The organism is Yoonia sp. 2307UL14-13 (assembly GCF_037572755.1).
GTDB lineage: Bacteria > Pseudomonadota > Alphaproteobacteria > Rhodobacterales > Rhodobacteraceae > Yoonia.
In genome coordinates, this window is record NZ_JBBIFZ010000001.1 from 1,275,214 (window position 1) to 1,294,739 (window position 19,526).

A 19,526-nucleotide genomic window follows, 5' to 3' on the forward strand; every position below is an offset into this window, starting at 1 on the left:
CCTACGATCCGGTTGCGGGTTGTGGATCGACGGTCTGACCGACCGTGACACGCTGTGGACCGGTGGTGATCAGGCGGATATCTTGGGGGAAAGCACCGGCGACGAAGACCCTGTCCCTTTGGCTGTGCAGAACCTGCACGGTCAGGCTGCGCACGGTGTCGTCGGTATCGACGGCGAGAAGCGTCCATTGTCCGCGCAGTCCCTCTTTGAGCGTTGTAACAGGGACCCAAAGACCCGGGGTTTCGATCGTGTCCGACAAAAGAACGCGCGCGGTTTGGCCAAAGGCGAGGTTATCGTCGGTCGCGACCTCGAACAGGGCGGTGCGGGTGCGTGTGGCAGGATCGACATCCGGACGAAGGGTCAGGAGTTCAGCCTGGTATTCTGTGCCGCCGATATCGACCGTCGCTGTGGTGAGATCATCGGCGGAGAGATCAAGCGGGACACCGATGCGAAGTTGCGGCCTGCCGTCTTCTACGATGTCGATCAGTGCCTGCCCCGGTGCGATGCTTTCACCGCCATCAACGCGCCGTTCGGTGACCCGTCCGGCAAAGGGGGCGTGGATTTGCGATTTTTCTGTCTGAATGCTGTTGGTGAGCAGTGCTGCTTCGACCTCGGCGATCCGGGCGCGCAGTTCGTCGGCGCGCGAGAGCGCTTCGTCACGGGCGGCCTGGCTTGCAAAACCTTGATCGCTGAGTTGCGATTGGCGTTCCACGGTCTGTTCGGCAAAGCGCAGTTGCGCCTCTAGCGCTGTCTGGCTGGCCTGCAGTCGCGCTCGGTCGGCATCCAGTAGCTGTGTGTCGAGTGTTGCGACGTGTTGGCCTGCGGCAACTGTGTCGCCTTCGTCCACGATGATGTCATTGAGCCTGCCGCTGAGTTCGAAAGAGATGGACGTCGTGCGCCGCGGTTCGACCTGGCCCACAAACGACCGGGTTATGTCGTAACCGGGGGCGAGTGTGATGGGTGTCGTCTCGACCGGCATCAGCGGTGCGGGCGCGGGTGCAGGCGCCGCATCGGCACGACGGGTGAGTTCGTCGCTCCCCGTCTTCACGGCGAAAAGCGCGGCAGCGATGACGATCAGCGTCACGGCGGTCCGGATCGTGGCGCGCGCGAACCTTTGCAAAAGGCCTGGCGTGCGGATCTGCGTCATGTCTTTTGCTGCGGTCATTGAATCGCCCTCGCAATGTTAGTGCATCTAACTTATATGTTAGTCTCTCTCACTTTGACAAGTGTTACGGCTTCTGAAAGAAAACGGATCATGGAAAACACTGAAAAAGCGAAACCCGCGGAGCTGAAAAAATCGGCTTATCACCATGGTGATCTGCGTGCGGGATTGATCGAGGCAACGCGAAAACTGGTCGAGGAAAAGGGTCCGGACGGGTTTTCGGTTTCAGATGCGTGCAGGTTGGCAGGTGTGTCGACGGCTGCGCCCTACAAGCACTTTAAAGACAAGTCGGAAATGCTGGTCGCGATGGTCATGGAAGGCATGGCGCGGCATCGCCACAACATGGTTGCATCGCTTGAAGATATCCCGCGCGGCAGTCCTGAACGGGTCAAGGCCCTTGGTCGGGAATATGTCGATTTCGCCTTGAAGGAGCCTGGGCTTTTCCGGCTAAAATTCGGCGGTTTCACCGACCGTCTGGACGATCCGAAACTGCAGGAAGCAGGCGAAGGCACGTTCACGATCGTGTTGAAAGAAGTCGCCGACTGCCTTGGTAAAGAGGAGATTACCGCCGACGTCCGCCGCCGGGGTTTCATGCTGTGGAGCTTTGTCCACGGGTTGAGCTTTCTCATGGCTGACCCCAAGCTGACGACGATGGGCGGCGAATTCGTGCTTGATGATCTGCTGGACGAGATCGCAAATCGTTTATTGGCCTAATGGGTCGTCGCTGGTGGCTCTTTCGCGCCGGTCATGAAGGCCACAGCGTCGGACATTGTGTAATCCTTCGGGTCGATCACGCAGAGCCGCCGCCCAAGTCTGTGGACATGGATCCGATCGGCGACCTCGAACACGTGCGGCATGTTGTGGCTGATCAGGATGATCGGAATGCCGCGTGACCGCACGTCGAGGATCAGTTCGAGGACCTTGCGGGATTCCTTTACGCCCAAGGCTGCGGTTGGTTCGTCGAGGATGATCACCCGTGATCCGAACGCTGCCGCCCGCGCCACGGCCACGCCTTGGCGTTGACCGCCTGAGAGGGTTTCGACCGGCTGGTCGATGTCCTGGATCGTCATCAGGCCAAGGTCGTTCAGCTTTTCCCGGGCGAGCGTTTGCATCGCGGCCTTGTCGAGCTGTTTGAAAAGCCTGCCCCGCCAACCCGGTTTGCGGATTTCGCGCCCCATGAACATGTTGTCGGCGATGGACAGCGCCGGGCTGACGGCGAGGGTCTGGTAAACCGTTTCGATCCCCGCATGCCGTGCGTCGTTGGGGGAATGAAAACGCACCGGCTTTTGTTCGAGTTCGACCACGCCATTGTCAGGGACGACGGCGCCGGACAACGCCTTGATCAGGGTAGATTTTCCCGCGCCGTTATCCCCGATCACGGCGAGAATTTCACCGGGATAAAGATCGAAGTCGCAGTTATCGAGGGCGACGACCTTACCGTAGCGTTTGGTCAGGTTGCGGCCTTTGAGGATGGGTTCCATTATGCGGCTACCTTTCTGATCCATTGATCGATTCCGACAGCGAGGATGATGAGCGTGCCGATCAGCATGAAGGTCCATTGCGGGTTCACACCGGCCATACCGAGGCCCAGCATGAAGACACCCACGATCAGCGCCCCGAAAAACGCGCCCCAGATCGAGCCGCGTCCGCCGAAAAGCGAGATGCCACCGATCACGACGGCGGTGATGGACTCGATATTACCCTCCAACCCCGTCGACGCGCTGGGAGAGACGGAGGCGAAGCGCCCGATCAGCGACCAACCCGCAATGGCGGAGATTGCACCCGCGAGCATGTAGACGGACATGAGTGTTCGCTTGACGTTGACCCCGGCCAATTCCGCCGCTTCGGGGTCATCACCGACGGCATAGACATGACGCCCCCATGCGGTTGAGCGCAGCATGTAGGCCAGAAGGAAGGTCAGCCCGACCAAAACCAGTACCCCGTAGGTGATCTTGGTCTGCCAGATCAGGTCGAGCCAGAACTGGTCGGTGTCGTTCGGCCGGATCCGTTCGTAGGCAATGCCGCGCAGGTTTTCGATCCAACGAACAAATTGTTCGTTCGGCTTCAGGCCAAGCCATTGCAGCATCGGCGCCTCTTCCCGGATGGTGCGGGCACGGATCGTTTCGTTGCGCGAATAGATGTAATTGGCCGCCAGCACGATCTGCCAGACGCCCAAGGTGGCGATGAATGGCGGGATCTTGATCCGGGTGACGAGCCAACCTGACAATGCGCCGATCCCGGCCCCGGCGGCCAGCCCGCAGGCGACAGCGACGGCGGGTGGCAATCCGTAGGTGAAGGTGAATTTACCCATGATGACCGAACAGAAGACGGCGATCGCCCCCACGGATAGGTCGATGCCGGCCGTCAGGATGATCAGTGTCTGCGCCAGCGCGAGGATGCCGACGATCTGAATTTGCTGGAAAACCAGAGTCATCTGCGGCAGGAATCGTGGCCCCAGCCAACCGGTGAAGATCATGATCGCGCAGACCAGCACGATCAGCGGTACGAGCGACGGCGTCCTGTGCAGCGCACCCTGAAAACGCATCAGCAGGGATTTATCGCCGACCTCGAACGCGGCCACCGTTTGCGATGCCCCTTCCAGACCGGATTCGTAATTGTCGGATTTCTCCGCCATGGCGACCTCCCCCAATGAGCGTTGCCGTTTGCGCTTGTGAAAAGGGCGGACCGCGGCCCGCCCTTGGAGTTTCAGCTTGGGCTGTGAAGCCCTTTCAGATCAACCCCAGCAGAGGTCTGTGCCTTCTTCGACCGAGATGCTGTCGACCCCATCGACCGGGCTGCCCGTCACCAGCGCCACGCCGGTATCGAAGAATTCCTTGCCTTCGGTGTTCTGGGGCAGCGTACCGTCTTCGGCGAATTTCGCGATCGCCTCGATCCCCAAAGATGCCATCAGCAGTGGATATTGCTGCGACGTTGCGCCGATCACACCGTCAGCGACATCAGCGACACCGGGGCAGCCGCCATCGACCGAGACGATCAGGACGTCATCCTGACGACCGACGGCGACAAGCGCCTCATACGCTCCGGCGGCGGCCGGTTCGTTGATCGTGTAGACGACGTTGATGTCCGGATCGGCGGCGAGGCAGGTTTCCATCGCGGTGCGTCCGCCCTCCTCATTGCCAGCCGTGACTTCATTGCAGATGATCCGTTCGTCCGTTTCATCTCCCCACAGGCTTGGATCGACGACATCGATGCCGAAGCCGGTCAGGAAGCCCTGATCGCGCAACACCCCAACGGTCGGCTGGCTGATGGCGAGGTCGAGCATGGCGATTTTGGCGTTCGCGGCCTCATCCCCAAGTGCGCCGGCGGCCCATTGGCCGATCAGTTCACCGGCGAGAAAGTTGTCGGTGGCAAAGGTCGCATCGGCGGCGTCGATCGGCTCGAGCGGGGTGTCGAGCGCGATGACCAGAAGGCCAGCCGCGCGCGCCTCTTCCACCGGCCCGACGATCGCTGCCGTGTCGGATGCGGTGATCAGAATACCCGATGCGCCATTGGCGATGCAGGTTTCGATCGCCGCCACTTGCGCCTCGTGGTCGCCGTCAACCTGACCGGCGTAGGAATTCAGGGTAATGCCCAATTCGGCTGCTTTGGCTTCGGCGCCTTCGCGCATTTTGACGAAGAACGGATTCGTGTCGGTTTTGGTGATCAGACAGGCAGAGGTGCCATGCCCATCGGCCATGGCGGCCCCAGCGGACGTGATCGCGGCAGCGGCGGTGCCGATCAATAGCTTTTTCATAATGTCCTCCCAGACTTTGTTTTTCAGGGCCTCCGCCCTGCGTTACTGGCGGTACATATCACGCCAGTGGTGCCTAGAAGGCCAGATTCGACCGGGGGTGTCAATTAATTAGTTAACTTTCTTTATTTATTTATATCGCCTATGATCCATTAGGGAGGAGACCTATAGAAACGCCGATGGAAGACGGATTGGTCAGATCGATCAGCCTGGGGCTGAGCCAGCGTGGCGTGCGTGATCACAACGAACGCCTGCTGCTGTCGTTGATCCAACGGCATGGCGCGATGCCGGCAAGCGATCTTGCGAAACGCGCGGGGCTGTCGCCGCCGACGGTCTCTACCATTTTGAAACGCCTCGAAGCAGAAGGGCTGGTGGAACGGGGTGACCCGGTGCGCGGCAAGGTGGGCAAGCCGTCCGTGCCAATGGGGTTGGCCGCGGATGGTGCGTTTTCGTTCGGATTGAAGATCGGTCGCAGGTCGGCGGAGCTCGCCCTGATCGATCTACGCGGCGTGCTGCGCCACGAACGGCATCTGACCTATCGCGAACCGGTGGCCGATGATATTTTCACATTCGTTGATACGGCGATTTTCGAGATTACGGAGGCCCTTTCTGACGCCCAAAAGCATCGGATTTGCGGGCTGGGGGTTGCGGCGGCGTTCGAGCTTTGGAATTGGTCGGAAAATGCATCACATGCGCGGACGGAGTTTTTGGCGTGGCGGGGCGTTGACCTGCGTCGCGACCTGCAAGCCCGTACCGGTCTGCCGGTATCGCTGCTGAATGACGCGACCGCGGCATGTCAGGCGGAACATACCTATGGGCGCGGTAAGGAGTTTCGGGACTATGCCTATTTCTTTATCGGTGCCTATATCGGCGGCGGTATCGTATTGGATAACGCCGTTTATGAAGGCCGCCAGGGAAATGCCGGGGCGCTGGGATCGTTGCGAAGTATCGGGCCGAACGGCGAAAGCATGCAGTTGATCGAGATGGCGTCGATCCGGCAGTTGGAAAAGCGCCTGAACGAGGTCGACCTTGATCCGCGGCAGCTATGGAGCGACCCGAACAGCTGGCTCGACCTGTCGCGCTATGTTGACCCGTGGCTGGGCCAGACGGCGCAGGAATTGGCGAAGGCGTCGCTGTCGACCTGTTCGGTGATCGACTTTGAGGCGATCCTGATCGATGGGGCCTTTCCAAGCGACATTCGACAGGAGTTGGTCGAAAGGGTCAGGCGATACGTCGTGACCCAGGATACCCGCGGGCTGATCCCGCCGCGGATCGAGGCTGGCAGTATCGGTCGCAAGGCCCGCGCCATCGGCGCCGCGACCCGCCCGATCAGCGCGCAGTTCATGCTGTGACGCTATTGCGAGGTCAGTCAGCTTGCGCTTTGGGCCGGATCTGCGCCGAGTAGGCGGGATCGACGCTGGACCCTTAGGCGACCGGCTTTCGCTCAGGCAGACAGGGGGCGACCGCATAGGCGCACACCCGGCGTTCAAGACCACTGCCGGTCATGTAACGCCCTTCCCGGGGATTGATCGGAAACACGGCGCTGGTGTCGTTGCGCGACGATTATGCGTCAGAACCTGGGCCCGCGGGCTGCGTTTCAGTCGGTAACGCAGTGTCGCGCAGGGGCCGGTATATTCTTTGCAAGCCATCGCATCAGGTCAGACCTGCGGCTGCCAGTCATGCATGCGTTTGACACCCAATTTCGACCCAATGGTCGCCGATTTCGTCGTCAACCGGCCGCAGACAACCAGTATGTTCACAGAATTTCTGTCGGTGACCAGTAGTTTACCTGGCGGTGGGTGATCAGTGCCAGTTGTAGCTCTCGACAATCCGAACCACCAGCATTCGCATGCTCTTTTGTCTCGACAACGTCAGAGCATCGGTCAAGCAGATTTGCAAATCAGCCCATGCGCCCGGGAACCCATCGGTCTGTTCCGGCTTCGATAGCCAATATGATTTTGCAGCACGCCCCCAGTCGGGCACAAACCGCTTTACCTCGCGCTGTCCGAGAACGCCAAATTCGCAGCCATCGGCCGGCTCTTTGTCTTGTGAAGTGCGCCAGTCTTCCTGAATGTCACCCCGTCGTAGCATGAAGATGCGGCGACATACCGCGAGGCTTTTGTATCCCATGGGAACATGGCTGGTCAGCACATCCCAACCAAAAGCATCGTGTTGACCAAGATTGGAGTATCCACTCGCCTCGACGAAGTAATCAGCGTTAAATCGTCTCTCAAATGGGTTTGGGTTTCCCGGCGGAAAATCGTATCGGACCGTGACCTCAACCATATTCCCGCAACCGCGCGACATACCGCGCCATCGTGTCGATTTCGAGGTTGACGTGATCGCCGACCGCGACATGTCCCCATGTGGTTTCCGACTTGGTATGGGGGATGAAGTTGATGCCGAAATCACGGCCGTCGACTTCGTTCACCGTCAGCGATGTCCCGTTAAGTGCGACGGACCCTTTGGGCGCGATGAACTTGGCCAGGTCCGCGGGCGCCCGGAACGTCACGCGCGTACTGTCGCCCTCATCCTGCAAGCCCACGATTTCGGCGACGCCATCTACGTGCCCCGACACGATATGTCCGCCCAGTTCGTCACCTACCTTGAGCGCGCGTTCGAGATTGACCACCCTGCCCTTGGCCCACGTGCCGAGGTTTGTAGCGCCAACCGTTTCCGCCGAGATTTCGACGTCGAACCAGTTTTGCGGGTCCGTGCCCAGCGCGATCACCGTCAGGCAGACCCCATCGCAGGCGATGGAGGCACCGATGTCGATCCCGTCGACATCATAGCCGGTTCCGATCCGCGCACGCAGGTCGCCGCGCTGTTCGAGGTCGAGGATTTTGCCCTGATCGGTGATGATGCCTGTGAACATGCCGCGCCTCCTGTCTTGGTATTGACCTAGCCCGCCGCTTTGCGACTGTCACGGGACAAAAGATGTGGCATAAGCATTTGGACACCAACCACCGCAAGGCCGCGTATCGTGACGACGCCCCGGCACTTTCTGTTTCTGCAAGGCCCGCACGGCCCGTTTTTCGCGCAGTTGGCGCAGGCGTTGCGCAAGACCGGCGCGCATATTTGGCGGGTCGGGTTCAACGCGGGCGATCAGGCGTTCTGGCGCGGGGCGGGGTATGTGCCTTATCTCGGGCCGCTGGATGATTGGGCCGAGACCTGTCGCGACCTGATTGCAGAGCACAGGATCACCGATCTGGTGCTTTACGGCGATGTCCGGCCGGTTCATGCGGAGGCCGTTGCTGTGGCCCGTGCGGAAGGTCTGCGCATTCATGTGTTCGAGGAAGGTTATCTGCGCCCCTATTGGGTGACCTATGAGCGGGGCGGTTCGAATGGCCATTCGCGCCTGATGCAGATGTCGGTGGCGCAGATGTGTGCCGCATTGGCCGAGAATGACCATGACATGCACCCCCCGCCCGCCGTTTGGGGAGATATGCGCCAGCATATGTTTTATGGGGCGCTTTATCATTGGTTCGTGCTGTTCCGAAACCGGCGCTATCGCAACTTTGTCACCCATCGTGACCTGTCGGTCGGGCGCGAGGCGCTGCTTTACACCAAGCGGTTGTTCACCATGCCCTATGGGGCCCTGTCCCGCTATGCAGCGCAGCGCCGCATCCGCTATGGCGGTTTTCCCTATCATCTGATGCTGTTACAGCTTGAACATGATGCGAGCTTTCGGGCCCATTCGCCCTTTGCGGATATGGAGGCGTTTCTGCAGGTCGTCATCGACGGGTTCGCTGCGGGTGCCCCATCGCATCATCATCTGGTGCTGAAGGCCCATCCGCTTGAGATCGGGCGCGTGCCGTTGCGCCGGATCATCGCGCGCATGGCGGGCGAGCACGGTATCGCCGCGCGGGTGCATTTCGTGCGCGGTGGCAAGCTCGCCCCCCTGTTGGATCAGGCGCGCAGTGCGGTGACGGTAAATTCGACCGCAGCACAACAGGCGTTGTGGCGGGGTATTCCGCTGAAGGCGTTCGGGACGGCGGTTTATGACAAGCCGGAATTCGTGTCAGATCAGGCTTTGCCGGATTTCTTCGCCAATCCGCGCCGCCCGGATGCGCGGGCCTATCGCGAATATCGCCGGTTTTTGTTGGAGACCTGTCAGGTCCCCGGCGGCTTTTATTCTGCGCGTGGCCGGCGGCAGTTGCTGCGCGAGGTCGTGGATATGATGCTGGCAGATGTCGATCCTTACGACGCCTTGCAGACCGACGCGCCACGTCGCGATTTTCGGGTTGTTGGTTAGGCCTAGATGTCTGACCCGCAGGCGCGCACTCAGTTATATGTCTATAATGGCGGGTTTCTGACGCAGGGGCGTGTGCGCCGTATTCTGACGCTGGCGGGTTATGACATTCGCCTCGGCGCCCCCGGGCCGGAGGATGCGGTTGGTGTGTGGGGCCAAAGCCCGACCGCGCCTCGTGGTGAGGCGGTGGCAGAGCGCAGGGATGCACCGGTGATCCGGGTTGAGGATGCTTTTTTGCGCTCGGTCGGGTTAGGCCGCGATGGCGATGTGCCGATCGGGCTGCATATCGATCGGCACGGCGTGCATTTTGACCCGAGCGTATTGTCTGATCTGGAGCGGTTGCTGGCGGAGGCGCCGTTGGATGATACCGCCCTTCTGGACCGCGCGCGCGCCGGGATTGCGGCGATGCAAGCGGCGCACTTGTCGAAGTACAACGCCTTTGACCCCGAGGCGGCCGTGCCTGAACCGGGTTATGTGCTGGTGATTGACCAAACCCGCAAGGATGCGTCGATCCGCGCGAGCGGGGCGGACAGCAATACGTTCAAGGAAGTGCTGTTCTATGCCCAGACAGAACATCCGGGCGCGCGGATCGTGATCAAGACCCATCCTGAGACATTGGGCGGGCATCGCGAGGGGTATTTTTCGTCGGACGAGATGACGGATCGGATTAGCCTGTGTGATCAGCCTGTGTCACCCTGGGCGCTGTTGGAGGGCGCGATCGCCGTCTACACCGTGTCGTCTCAGATGGGGTTCGAGGCGATATTGGCGGGGCATCGTCCCATCGTCTTTGGCCAGCCGTTTTATGTGGGGTGGGGTCTGACCGATGATCGCAAACCACTGCAACGCAGGCAACGACGTCTGACGCGGGCGCAGTTGTTCGCGGCGGCGATGATCTTGTATCCGGTCTGGTACGATCCTTATCACGACCGTCTGTGCAGCTTTGAAGAGGCTGTGGCGACGATGACGGCGATGGCCCGTGCCGCGCGCGATGATTATCGCGGTTGGGTTGCGGCTGATATCCGGTTGTGGAAGCGCGCGCATATGCAGCGGATTTTCGGCAAACCGCGACGGATGATCTTTGCCAAGGGCGATGCCGCGCAGGTCGCGAAAAAGGCGGAGCGTCGGTTGATGGCCTGGGCCGCGACGGGCCGCGAAGATGCTGTGCTGGTCGAGGACGGGTTTTTGCGGTCGCGAGGTTTGGGGGCCGATCTGATCCCGCCGCTGAGCCTGGTTCTGGATGATCTGGGCATTTACTATGACGCGACCCGCCCGAGCCGGTTGGAGGCGCTCATCAATGAAAGCGCCGATCTGGATGCCGGGGCCCGGCAGCGAGCCACGGCGTTGATTGCGCGTATCCGCGAGGCGGGATTGTCGAAGTATAATTTGCAGGGCCGCGATGCGTTGCCCGATTTGCCTGCGGGGCGTCGGATATTGGTTCCGGGTCAGGTGGAGGATGATGCTTCGATCCGGTTGGGGACGGGTGAGGTGGCGACGAACGGGGCGTTGTTGCAAGCGGTACGGGCGGCCAATCCGGCAGCCATTATTCTGTATAAACCGCACCCCGATGTCGAGGCTGGGTTGCGACCGGGTGAAGTGGCCGATGCGAGCGCTTTGGCGGATGTTATCCTGCCCAATGTCGATCCGATTGCGGCGATTGATGCGGCGGATGAGGTTTGGACCATGACCTCGCTTTTGGGGTTTGAGGCGCTTTTGCGCGGCAAGGCGGTGACCTGTCTGGGGACACCGTTCTACGCCGGGTGGGGCTTGACCGATGATCGCGCGATGCCTGTACCCCGGCGAGAGGCGCGGGTTGATTTGGCGGCGTTGGTATATGCGACGCTGATCGCCTATCCCCGCTATGTCGATCCGGTGACCGGCCTGCCCTGCCCTGTCGAGGTGATCGTAGATCGGCTGGAGCATGGGGATGTGCCACGCCCGGGGCGGTTCAACCGGGTATTGGCCAAGCTGCAGGGTCTGTTGGCGAGTTATGCATTCTTATGGCGTTGATAGTCGGCGAACCCAGCGATGCAGAATGTCGCTGCCGATGGAGCGGACCTCGGCCAAGGTAAAACGGGGAGCGCTGGCCAAGCTGTCGATCCCCATTGCGCCGAGCGCGGGTGCACCTTCGGCCCCGACGGCCATACCGGCGGTGAAAACGACCAGTTCATCGACAAGGTTCGCGGCCAGCAGCGATGCAGCCAGCATGCCGCCACCTTCGCAGAACACGCGGGTGATGCCTTGCTCCGCCAGATTGGCCAATGCCGCGTTCATATCGACCTGACCGGCCACGACTTGCGTCGGCAGGCTGCGGGCGCCCTCGCGCGCCCATGCCGACACGTCGGCATCAGAACCATGGCACAGCCAAACCGGATGGCTCCCCGCTGTTTTGGCCAACTGACAGTCGGTGCCGATCTTCATCCCGCGTGAGACGATGATGCGCACAGGTTGCCGCGTGATCCCGAGACCGCGCACCGTCAGCGACGGATCATCGGCACGCACCGTTCCCGCGCCCACCATGACCACATCGTGGCGCGCGCGCATTATATGGACGGCCCGCCGCGCCTCTGGCCCCGTGATCCATTGGCTTTCGCCGGATGCGGTTGCGATGCGCTCATCAAGCGTGCCGGCCAGTTTGAGCGTGACGAAAGGCCGATTCTGGGTCGTGCGCAGTAGGAAACCGGCGTGATCTTTGCGTGCCTCAGCCTCCATGATGCCGGTTTCGACTGCGATCCCCGCCTTTTGCAACATCGCGATGCCACGCCCGCCGACCCGGCTATCGGGGTCGCCGGTAGCGATCACGACGCGGGCGACTTGCGTGTCGATCAGGGCCTGCGCGCAAGGCGGTGTCTGACCGTGATGAGAGCAGGGTTCGAGTGTGACGTATGCCGTGGCACCTTTGGCGGCGGGTCCGGCTTGCGACAACGCGATCGTTTCCGCGTGCGGTCTGCCACCATCCGCTGTGCGCCCACGCCCGATGATCCGCCCATCCTTGACGATCACGCAACCGACCGCCGGGTTCGGCCAGACCCGTCCCATCCCGCGCCGCCCGAGGCTGAGGGCCAGCGCCATGAACCGGGCGTCGGTGGCGGCGTTCACTCTTCTTCTTTGGGCGCTTCGGGCCGTAGTTCGCTGACGAATTTGTCGAAATCGTCGGCGGCCTGGAAATTCTTGTAGACGCTGGCAAAGCGGACGTAAGCGACCGTATCGATCCGGGCGAGGCTTTCCATGACGATCTCACCGATGGTCTGGCTGGGGATGTCGGTTTCGCCCATGCTTTCGAGCCTGCGGACGATACCGCTGATCATCTGGTCCATCCGTTCGGGCTCGACAGGGCGTTTCTGCAGCGCGATACGGATCGAGCGTTCCAGTTTGGGACGGTCGAAATCCTCGCGCCGCCCGTTGGATTTGATCACGACGAGGTCGCGCAGTTGCACCCTTTCGTAGGTGGTGAATCGCCCGCCGCAAGCCGGACAGAACCTGCGTCTGCGGATGGCGACATGATCTTCGGCGGGGCGGCTATCTTTGACCTGGGTGTCGACATTTCCACAAAATGGGCAACGCATATCCTGTCCTTATCTGTTCGTCCCGAGGTCTATGCCTTGTAGGGCGCCGCGGTTTATCCACAGGCACTATAGGAAGACGGATAAGTTTTGGGTAGTGGGCAAATGGTGTCGCTAGATCGTGACAAGCGAAGCGTTGCTTTTGAGACTCGGATCAGGCCGTTACTGCAAATCCATCCGGATAAAACCGCGCCAGATGCCGTTTGAGCGGATCGAGATGATCGCCGTAACGCCGCCAGCGCTGGATCGATGTGTCATAGAGCGGTTCACGCACCTGACGGGCGGAAAGGGTCCGGCTGGCATCACCCTTTTGGTATTCCAGGCAGGCCGGGTCCCAATCGAGGCCGAGGAAATCCACCGCGCGCCGCGCCTGCCCTTCCAGATCGTTTACGATGTTTTCGTAGGTCACCGTCAACATGGGATTGGGCAGTACTTTGGCCCAATGATCCATAAGGCCCCGATAATGCACGTAGGCGTGGCCCAACGTGTCGAGTGACTGCGTGTAGGTGTGCCAAGGGGAAAGTGTCTGCATGTAGCAGGATAGGCAGGTATCCATGGGATCGCGCAGCATATGGATGACGCGCGCCTTGGGTAGGAGGGCTGCGAAGAGCCCCAGAAGTTCGAAATTGTGCAGGGACTTGTCGATCACGCGCTGCGCGTCGCTGTTCTCTGCGGGCCCAAGATAGGTTTGGGCGAGCCGTTTTGCGTCGTCAGCGGGTATTTGTTTGACCGCCTGCACCATCTTATCCCCATCTCGCCGGTCCACACCGACTTTTTGAACGATACGGTGCAGGTTCGGGCTTTCTCCGATACTGATCACTTGCGGGTGGCTGGCGAGAATTTGTTCCAGCAAGGTCGAGCCGCTGCGGGGCATTCCGACGATCAGGACGGGGCGGTCATCGCCGATGCCCTTGCCAAAATAATCGGCACGCGAGATGTGGGTGCGCAGTTTTTCCGTCAGATTGCGGTAACCCTTTGCGTCGTATTTCAGAGGAGCCGCGGCTTTCGCCGCGGTGATGGCCTGAAAAGCGGCGTCGTGGTCGCCTTGGTCGTTCAGGCATTTTCCAATGAGTTTCAGCAGATGAGAGAGGCGTTTGCCGCCTGCCTTGCGGTAGCGGGGCAACATCTGGTCGCGCATGTGAATGAAGACCGGATCATCTGCGGCGACCTTGGCCGCATCGACATAAAGCCCGATGACGTTGATATCGTCGGGGCGATCTTTCCACAGCGCGCGTGCATGGTTGGCGGCGGCCTTGGCATCGCCGGTTCCCAGCAGGGCCCAGCCCTTTTGCACCTGCGATGGCCTATGTTGCGGGTCATTTGCCAAGGCGTGGTCGATATGGACCAGCGCATTCGCGAAGTCGTTGCGCTGCATCGCGACATAAGCGGCGGCGTGCCGGACATCGGCGCTATCCGGTGATAACGCGACCGCCTTTTCAGCATGCATATGCGCGCGGCCCAAGCGAGCGGCATTGGCATAGATTTCAGCGGCGAGAGCATGGGTTTCAACGGCGTTGGGACGCACCGTTAGCAGTGCTTCGACCATCGGCAACGCTTTGCGAAACTGATGGCTGTATCGCAGGTGAAACATGATCGCGGCACGTAGCAAAGCCGGGCGCGGCTTCTTGGTCGACAGCAGCTTATCATAAAGCGCATCCGCCTCTTTCAACCGTCCGGCTTTCGTCAGTTTTTGCGCCTGATCAAGCATCCTGCCCCCTGCCTTTCCGCGGTCTTATCCCGCTTGCTGCAGATGCGCCAGCACTTGCCTTTGATGTGGACGGTCACGGTGTTCGAAGAGATAGATGCCCTGCCATGTACCAAGCCCAAGCTGTCCATCGGTGACCGGAATGCTCAGATGCGTGGGCAACAGCGCGGCCTTGATATGCGCGGGCATATCGTCGGGCCCTTCATATGTATGGGTCAGGTAGGCCATTGATGGATCGGTCGAGGGCGGCACGAGGCGTGCGAAGAAATTCCGCAGATCGGCTTGCACCTCTGGGTCGGCGTTTTCCTGAATGACAAGGCTGGCAGAGGTGTGCCGGATGAACAGCGTCAACAGACCGGTGCCTTGCGCCCAGAGCCGTACTTCGTCGGTGAATTCATACAGGTCGGGGCCGCTGGTGCTGATGGTGAATTGCGTTTGCATGCCCCCTTTCTTGCGGGGATCAGCGATCTGTGCAAGCTGCGTCGGATCTCAGCGGTAGGCCGAATGCAGCGGCCATATAAGGGCTAAGCTGCGCCATACAGGTCATAGCCACACCGATGTTGTTCGATGGCACCGGTGCGGTCTGGTTTGTTCGTTCTGCCCCGCGTGCAAAGCTCGACGTTGCGAAAAAGAGCGAGACAATGATCGCTGTCACGCACAAAACCGCGTGCCACAAAAAAGTTTTCATCACGAACAACACGCAAACCACACAAAAACACTCGTCGATTTTGTCAAAAATTGCTTCGACTTTTCCGACGCAGTATTAATAGATCATGTCATGCGGATGGAATCTGTGCCGGTTCGCACAGTACACGATCATTCGGTCAGGCAGGCGACTTGGAGATCAGGTTGTTCCGGCATCAGATCGTTCAGGCCCAAGGCTGCGAGCAATTCGGGCGCAGCGGGGGGAATGCACACGGCATCGGGATCAGAAAGGTGCTGCCCAGCGGTCATTGAAATGTCGATGATGGAAAACGTCGGCTCGGTCCCATAGGCCTGCGCGGCGGTCGCGAACGACGATATAAGAGCGATGGTCGAAGCAAGGCGGAGCATTGTATTATCCTTTCTCCTTCAACCATCTGGGGTCGAAAACGTTCCTGGGCAATAGGGTGAAAGCGTATATCACGTGTTCGTAAATGCAGATGATGCCGCGTGATGGGATGTTTCATGTGCGCGATACAAAGTAATGTCGCGAACTTCAGGAGCGGAAACAGTATTTGCCGCACGCGACAATTTGCTTCAAAATGCGGATATTACGAACAAAGTTATAGGATGGCGATATGGCACATACTCCATACGACTTGAATCTTGGTGGAGAACCGCAGGGCATGCTCGCCCAATTCCTGGAACAAACAAAAAAACTTCATGTCCGACCTGATTTCGGGTCCGATGGCGTATGGATTGGCTTTCGTGGTCGATGTTCAGCAACGCATCATAGATGCGTTCGAGACGGAAACAACCAAGAGTTTCTCGGATGCCTTGGACGGGCTGGATAGTATCAGACCACACCAATTTGATGAAGTCGGGCTGAGCGGACAATCGTTGGACGCCAAGTTTGCCGGCCTTAACCAGTTATCCGGTCTTGTCTGGCGTGGCGTGCGTAAGGCGATCAAATATCTGTTGTCGCTGGTCAATTCCATCCTTAGTTCTCTGGGCAGACTGACGATGGCGGCAGACGCGATTCAAGAGATGAAAGACCTGATCGAGAGCAAGACCGACTTCGTCAGCGACGAAGGCTAGACGGCCTAATCGAACAGCCGATCGCCCTGTTCGTCGATCATCTGCTTGGCCTTGGCGATCGCGGCGGAGGCTGCGGCGTCGGCGTCCTGAAATGTATCCGCACGGATCAGGCGATGTTCGCGAGTCGTGCCGTCGATGTCTTGTTCGATCCGAGCAGAGAGGCGGTAGGTGTTCCCTTCGCGCATGGGCTCGGCATAGATGCGCATGCCGTTGTATGTTTCTGGCTGGGCTGTATCCGTAGGTTTATTGCTGCCGAAGAGTCGAGAAAGAAGTGACATTACTATTCCTCCGTCTTGGATCGGTAGCACATATACACCTACAACTCAGATCAACACAGTGCCGAGACCGACATCCATTTGTAGCTACTGATCGAAAAACTCGGGCACGCGGCAAGTTGACTCTTATCCAACGAATATGGCCGACTATCACTGAGCACCTCAAGCGCTGCTTACCAAAAATTACCTTCACTTATCTAGCTAGTCCTACCCGTCTACCATGGTGTTTTCAACGTGCCCGAGTGCAGCAAACCGATATGAAGATTGCATGATTGGAAGTGGCCTAAGTGCAATCATCCATCGCTTCCTAGTTCAGCTCATCTGGGCATCCAATTTATCGATCAAATCACACAAGTTATCTCTCAAGAGTGCGCAAATTCCGAACGAGTATGTGTGGGAGATTACAAGCCTGTCACCGCCGGTGTCTGGTTCAATGGCCAGCCAAGCCGTTTCATCTTCGCTCCCCTGCTCTTTCTGCCATTCTTGCAAATAGTGTTTCTTTTCAATCGCCAGTTTTAATTCATCCCGCTTCCTCAAACGATCAATATACCCAGAAAAATGGATAAGACTGTGCCTTACTTGAAGGGCAACATCAACCTGCTGAGCAAAACGTAATTGTTCTTTGGTGAAACCATAATGGCCCAGCACATCCCAGCTTGCCTTCAAAGCGTCAGTTGGCTTGCTCGGTCGACAAATTGAATTGACACTCTGAATAAACCTCGCCTCGTACAAGGCAATGCTGAGAAGTACACCGGTCTGGTTGAGAAAACGCGGAAATTCCAAATCCAACTTCGACCCCTCAAAGGTCGCTCTCAAAGCCCGCATTTTATCCGAACCCGGCATCCATTCTGGAAAGTATGCATCTAGCTTTTTACGCTCAATATCGCGCTGGAAAGTCAAAAAACTAGGCAACTTCCAAATTAGATCGCCCAGTTGGTTGAACTCTTCACAAACCGCCGACGCGACCGACGATTTTGGAAGATACATCTCATAGCGGGTCATGCTCTCTACTGATCGAGAAACGACCGCAACTTCCGGCTCCGGCTCGGATGCTTCAGTTTACGGAGCGCCTTGGCCTCGATCTGGCGGATTCGTTCGCGGGTGACGCTGAATTGTTGACCGACTTCCTCCAGCGTGTGGTCGGTGTTCATACCGATACCAAAACGCATGCGCAGGACCCGTTCTTCGCGTGGCGTCAGGGATGCCAGAACCCGCGTCGTCGTCTCTTTCAGGTTTTCCTGAATGGCTGAATCCAGCGGCAGGATGGCGTTCTTGTCTTCGATGAAGTCGCCAAGCTGGCTGTCTTCCTCGTCGCCGATCGGTGTTTCCAGCGAAATCGGTTCCTTGGCGATCTTCATCACCTTGCGAACCTTTTCCAACGGCATCTGCAGCTTTTCGGCCAATTCCTCGGGCGTGGGCTCGCGGCCGATTTCATGCAGCATCTGGCGGCCGGTACGGACCAGTTTGTTGATCGTTTCGATCATGTGGACCGGGATACGGATCGTGCGGGCCTGATCGGCGATGGACCGGGTGATCGCCTGACGAATCCACCATGTCGCATAGGTCGAGAATTTGTAGCCGCGGCGATATTCGAATTTATCGACCGCCTTCATCAGGCCGATATTGCCTTCCTGAATAAGATCAAGGAATTGCAGGCCGCGGTTCGTATACTTTTTCGCAATCGAAATCACCAGGCGCAGGTTCGCCTCGACCATTTCCTTTTTCGCTTGCCGCGCTTCTTTTTCGCCCTTCTGGACCTGCTGGACGATACGGCGGAATTCGGTGATGTCGACGCCGACATATTGACCGACCTGTGCCATGTCGCCGCGTAGTTCTTCGATTTTACCGGTCGAGCGTTCGATCAACATCTGCCAGCCGCGGCCGGTCTTTTCCGACATTTCATCCAGCCAGTTCGGATCAAGTTCGCGGCCCCGATAGGCGTCGATGAATTCGCGCCGGTTGATGCGTGCCTGGTCGGCAAGTTTGACCATGGACGAGTCGATCGACATGATCCGGCGGTTGATGCCATAAAGCTGGTCGATCAACGCTTCGATGCGGTTGTTATGCAGATGAAGCGAATTCACCAATTCAACAATTTCGGATCGCAGCGCCTGATACTTTTTCTCATCCTTGTCGGAGAACGACGAATCCTCGTTCAGCGTCGCGGACATCCGCGCGTCCTGCATGTCTGACAGGGTTGCGAAGTCACGGGCGATGATTTCGAGCGTTTCCAGCACGCGCGGTTTCAGCGCGGCTTCCATCGCGGCCAGTGACATGTTGGCCTGTTCGTCATCATCGTCGTCATCATCTTTGACAATCGGATTGCCATCCGCGTCGAGTTCCTGCGTCTCTTCTTTTTTCTCGGTGGGTTCGGCGCCCGCTACGGGTGCGGCGACGACATTTTCTTCCTCACCATCCTCGCCCAGCTGGTTGCCGAACGTGGTTTCGAGGTCGATCACATCGCGCAGCAGAATATCTTCGTTCAACAATTCATCGCGCCAGATCGTGATCGCCTGAAATGTCAGCGGGCTTTCGCAAAGCCCAAGGATCATCGTGTTACGCCCGGCCTCGATCCGCTTGGCGATCGCGATTTCGCCTTCGCGGCTAAGCAGTTCGACCGATCCCATTTCACGCAGGTACATGCGCACCGGATCATCCGTGCGGTCGAGTTTTTCCTGTTCCGCCCCGCCCAGCGTCACCTCGCGCGAACCGGCGACGGTTGCGACCTCGGTGCTGCCTTTGTTATCGTCTTCGGCCTCTTCGGATTCTTCCTCTTCCGTGACCTGGATGCCCATTTCGGACAACATCGACATCACGTCTTCGATCTGATCCGAAGACACCTGGTCAGGCGGCAAAACCGCATTCAGCTGATCATAGGTGATGTAGCCCCGTTCGCGCGCATCGGCGATCATCTTTTTTACCGCTGTCTGGCTCATATCCAGGCTGATATCGCCATCATGGTCGCGGTCCTTGCGATCGTCGTTATCTTTGGCAGCCATCAAAGCACCTTTCGGTCGGAATTACTTGGGGGCCGAAATGATTCGGCTGATTCGGTTAATAACGAATCAACAAGGCATTCAG

19 protein-coding genes are annotated in these 19,526 nt (G+C 58.9%); 5 read left to right on the forward strand and 14 right to left on the reverse strand.

Translation table 11 applies throughout. The features are described 5' to 3' along the window. Position 1: 1 nt before the first annotated feature. Positions 2-1,165: an efflux RND transporter periplasmic adaptor subunit gene (locus V8J85_RS06600; RefSeq protein ID WP_339952884.1), complete on the reverse strand. Its 1,164-nt coding sequence runs from the start codon at positions 1,163-1,165 to the stop codon at positions 2-4. Positions 1,166-1,255: 90 nt separating this feature from the next. Between V8J85_RS06600 and V8J85_RS06605 the strand changes: the two genes are divergently transcribed. Next, positions 1,256-1,876, forward strand: coding sequence for a TetR/AcrR family transcriptional regulator (locus V8J85_RS06605; protein ID WP_339952885.1), 621 nt, complete (start codon positions 1,256-1,258; stop codon positions 1,874-1,876). Here the strand turns inward: V8J85_RS06605 and V8J85_RS06610 are convergent. The 3 genes from V8J85_RS06610 to V8J85_RS06620 form a co-directional block, all read right to left on the reverse strand. Further along, positions 1,873-2,643, reverse strand: a complete 771-nt coding sequence (locus tag V8J85_RS06610) for an ATP-binding cassette domain-containing protein (RefSeq protein WP_339952886.1) — start codon at positions 2,641-2,643, stop codon at positions 1,873-1,875. The genes V8J85_RS06605 and V8J85_RS06610 overlap by 4 nt on opposite strands. After that, entirely contained in the window at positions 2,643-3,797 is a 1,155-nt protein-coding gene (locus V8J85_RS06615; RefSeq protein WP_339952887.1) for an ABC transporter permease, read from the reverse strand. Before V8J85_RS06615 ends, V8J85_RS06610 begins: the two co-directional genes overlap by 1 nt. A gap of 99 nt (positions 3,798-3,896) precedes the next feature. Then, positions 3,897-4,916, reverse strand: a complete 1,020-nt coding sequence (locus V8J85_RS06620; protein ID WP_339952888.1) for a sugar ABC transporter substrate-binding protein — start codon at positions 4,914-4,916, stop codon at positions 3,897-3,899. A gap of 176 nt (positions 4,917-5,092) precedes the next feature. Here V8J85_RS06620 and V8J85_RS06625 point away from each other — a divergent pair, with 176 nt between their 5' ends. Beyond that, a complete protein-coding gene (locus V8J85_RS06625; protein WP_339952889.1) occupies positions 5,093-6,265 on the forward strand; it encodes an ROK family transcriptional regulator in 1,173 nt (390 codons plus the stop codon). A gap of 451 nt (positions 6,266-6,716) precedes the next feature. Here V8J85_RS06625 and V8J85_RS06630 read toward each other — a convergent pair whose 3' ends face one another. Next, entirely contained in the window at positions 6,717-7,199 is a 483-nt protein-coding gene (locus V8J85_RS06630; protein WP_339952890.1) for a hypothetical protein, read from the reverse strand. Next, a complete protein-coding gene (locus tag V8J85_RS06635; RefSeq protein WP_339952891.1) occupies positions 7,192-7,788 on the reverse strand; it encodes a riboflavin synthase in 597 nt (198 codons plus the stop codon). The genes V8J85_RS06630 and V8J85_RS06635 overlap by 8 nt, the downstream gene beginning before the upstream one ends. A gap of 108 nt (positions 7,789-7,896) precedes the next feature. On the opposite strand from V8J85_RS06635, the gene V8J85_RS06640 reads away from it, so the two are divergent. Then, positions 7,897-9,168 carry a capsule biosynthesis protein gene (locus V8J85_RS06640; RefSeq protein ID WP_339952892.1) on the forward strand — a complete coding sequence of 424 codons (1,272 nt, stop codon included), beginning with the start codon at positions 7,897-7,899 and terminating at the stop codon, positions 9,166-9,168. 6 nt (positions 9,169-9,174) lie between these two features. Next, positions 9,175-11,172, forward strand: a complete 1,998-nt coding sequence (locus tag V8J85_RS06645; RefSeq protein ID WP_339952893.1) for a capsular polysaccharide biosynthesis protein — start codon at positions 9,175-9,177, stop codon at positions 11,170-11,172. Here the strand turns inward: V8J85_RS06645 and ribD are convergent. The 5 genes from ribD to V8J85_RS06670 form a co-directional block, all read right to left on the reverse strand. Further along, positions 11,161-12,261 carry a bifunctional diaminohydroxyphosphoribosylaminopyrimidine deaminase/5-amino-6-(5-phosphoribosylamino)uracil reductase RibD gene (ribD, locus tag V8J85_RS06650; RefSeq protein ID WP_339952894.1) on the reverse strand — a complete coding sequence of 367 codons (1,101 nt, stop codon included), beginning with the start codon at positions 12,259-12,261 and terminating at the stop codon, positions 11,161-11,163. The two genes, V8J85_RS06645 and ribD, sit on opposite strands and share 12 nt — an antisense overlap. Next, positions 12,258-12,728, reverse strand: a complete 471-nt coding sequence (gene nrdR, locus V8J85_RS06655) for a transcriptional regulator NrdR (protein ID WP_339952895.1) — start codon at positions 12,726-12,728, stop codon at positions 12,258-12,260. The genes ribD and nrdR overlap by 4 nt, the downstream gene beginning before the upstream one ends. Positions 12,729-12,879: 151 nt before the next feature. Further along, complete coding sequence (locus V8J85_RS06660) at positions 12,880-14,433, reverse strand: tetratricopeptide repeat-containing sulfotransferase family protein (protein WP_339952896.1); 1,554 nt, start codon at positions 14,431-14,433, stop codon at positions 12,880-12,882. 24 nt (positions 14,434-14,457) lie between these two features. Beyond that, the gene (locus V8J85_RS06665) at positions 14,458-14,871 is read right to left on the reverse strand and encodes a secondary thiamine-phosphate synthase enzyme YjbQ (protein WP_339952897.1); all 414 of its coding nucleotides are present in this window, start codon (positions 14,869-14,871) and stop codon (positions 14,458-14,460) included. A 375-nt stretch (positions 14,872-15,246) separates the two neighbouring features. Further along, on the reverse strand, positions 15,247-15,483 hold the full coding sequence (locus V8J85_RS06670) for a hypothetical protein (RefSeq protein WP_339952898.1): 237 nt from the start codon (positions 15,481-15,483) through the stop codon (positions 15,247-15,249). A gap of 312 nt (positions 15,484-15,795) precedes the next feature. On the opposite strand from V8J85_RS06670, the gene V8J85_RS06675 reads away from it, so the two are divergent. Continuing rightward, the gene (locus V8J85_RS06675; RefSeq protein ID WP_339952899.1) at positions 15,796-16,170 is read left to right on the forward strand and encodes a hypothetical protein; all 375 of its coding nucleotides are present in this window, start codon (positions 15,796-15,798) and stop codon (positions 16,168-16,170) included. Positions 16,171-16,175: 5 nt separating this feature from the next. Here V8J85_RS06675 and V8J85_RS06680 read toward each other — a convergent pair whose 3' ends face one another. The 3 genes from V8J85_RS06680 to rpoD form a co-directional block, all read right to left on the reverse strand. Continuing rightward, complete coding sequence (locus tag V8J85_RS06680) at positions 16,176-16,448, reverse strand: HlyU family transcriptional regulator (RefSeq protein ID WP_339952900.1); 273 nt, start codon at positions 16,446-16,448, stop codon at positions 16,176-16,178. Positions 16,449-16,757: 309 nt separating this feature from the next. Continuing rightward, entirely contained in the window at positions 16,758-17,447 is a 690-nt protein-coding gene (locus V8J85_RS06685) for a hypothetical protein (RefSeq protein WP_339952901.1), read from the reverse strand. 5 nt (positions 17,448-17,452) lie between these two features. Continuing rightward, complete coding sequence (gene rpoD / locus V8J85_RS06690; RefSeq protein ID WP_339952902.1) at positions 17,453-19,444, reverse strand: RNA polymerase sigma factor RpoD; 1,992 nt, start codon at positions 19,442-19,444, stop codon at positions 17,453-17,455. Positions 19,445-19,526: the final 82 nt, after the last annotated feature.

What these genes read in the sequence shown, in the direction of transcription:
- V8J85_RS06615 (WP_339952887.1), bottom strand. Translation starts at nt 3,797, where the DNA reads ATGGCGGAGAAATCCGACAATTACGAATCCGGTCTGGAAGGGGCATCG.
- V8J85_RS06605 (WP_339952885.1), top strand. Translation starts at nt 1,256, where the DNA reads ATGGAAAACACTGAAAAAGCGAAACCCGCGGAGCTGAAAAAATCGGCT.
- nrdR (WP_339952895.1), bottom strand. Translation starts at nt 12,728, where the DNA reads ATGCGTTGCCCATTTTGTGGAAATGTCGACACCCAGGTCAAAGATAGC.
- V8J85_RS06610 (WP_339952886.1), bottom strand. Translation starts at nt 2,643, where the DNA reads ATGGAACCCATCCTCAAAGGCCGCAACCTGACCAAACGCTACGGTAAG.
- V8J85_RS06685 (WP_339952901.1), bottom strand. Translation starts at nt 17,447, where the DNA reads ATGACCCGCTATGAGATGTATCTTCCAAAATCGTCGGTCGCGTCGGCG.
- V8J85_RS06620 (WP_339952888.1), bottom strand. Translation starts at nt 4,916, where the DNA reads ATGAAAAAGCTATTGATCGGCACCGCCGCTGCCGCGATCACGTCCGCT.
- V8J85_RS06645 (WP_339952893.1), top strand. Translation starts at nt 9,175, where the DNA reads ATGTCTGACCCGCAGGCGCGCACTCAGTTATATGTCTATAATGGCGGG.
- V8J85_RS06635 (WP_339952891.1), bottom strand. Translation starts at nt 7,788, where the DNA reads ATGTTCACAGGCATCATCACCGATCAGGGCAAAATCCTCGACCTCGAA.
- rpoD (WP_339952902.1), bottom strand. Translation starts at nt 19,444, where the DNA reads ATGGCTGCCAAAGATAACGACGATCGCAAGGACCGCGACCATGATGGC.
- V8J85_RS06660 (WP_339952896.1), bottom strand. Translation starts at nt 14,433, where the DNA reads ATGCTTGATCAGGCGCAAAAACTGACGAAAGCCGGACGGTTGAAAGAG.
- V8J85_RS06630 (WP_339952890.1), bottom strand. Translation starts at nt 7,199, where the DNA reads ATGGTTGAGGTCACGGTCCGATACGATTTTCCGCCGGGAAACCCAAAC.
- V8J85_RS06625 (WP_339952889.1), top strand. Translation starts at nt 5,093, where the DNA reads ATGGAAGACGGATTGGTCAGATCGATCAGCCTGGGGCTGAGCCAGCGT.
- V8J85_RS06670 (WP_339952898.1), bottom strand. Translation starts at nt 15,483, where the DNA reads ATGCTCCGCCTTGCTTCGACCATCGCTCTTATATCGTCGTTCGCGACC.
- V8J85_RS06680 (WP_339952900.1), bottom strand. Translation starts at nt 16,448, where the DNA reads ATGTCACTTCTTTCTCGACTCTTCGGCAGCAATAAACCTACGGATACA.
- V8J85_RS06675 (WP_339952899.1), top strand. Translation starts at nt 15,796, where the DNA reads ATGTCCGACCTGATTTCGGGTCCGATGGCGTATGGATTGGCTTTCGTG.
- V8J85_RS06665 (WP_339952897.1), bottom strand. Translation starts at nt 14,871, where the DNA reads ATGCAAACGCAATTCACCATCAGCACCAGCGGCCCCGACCTGTATGAA.
- V8J85_RS06600 (WP_339952884.1), bottom strand. Translation starts at nt 1,165, where the DNA reads ATGACCGCAGCAAAAGACATGACGCAGATCCGCACGCCAGGCCTTTTG.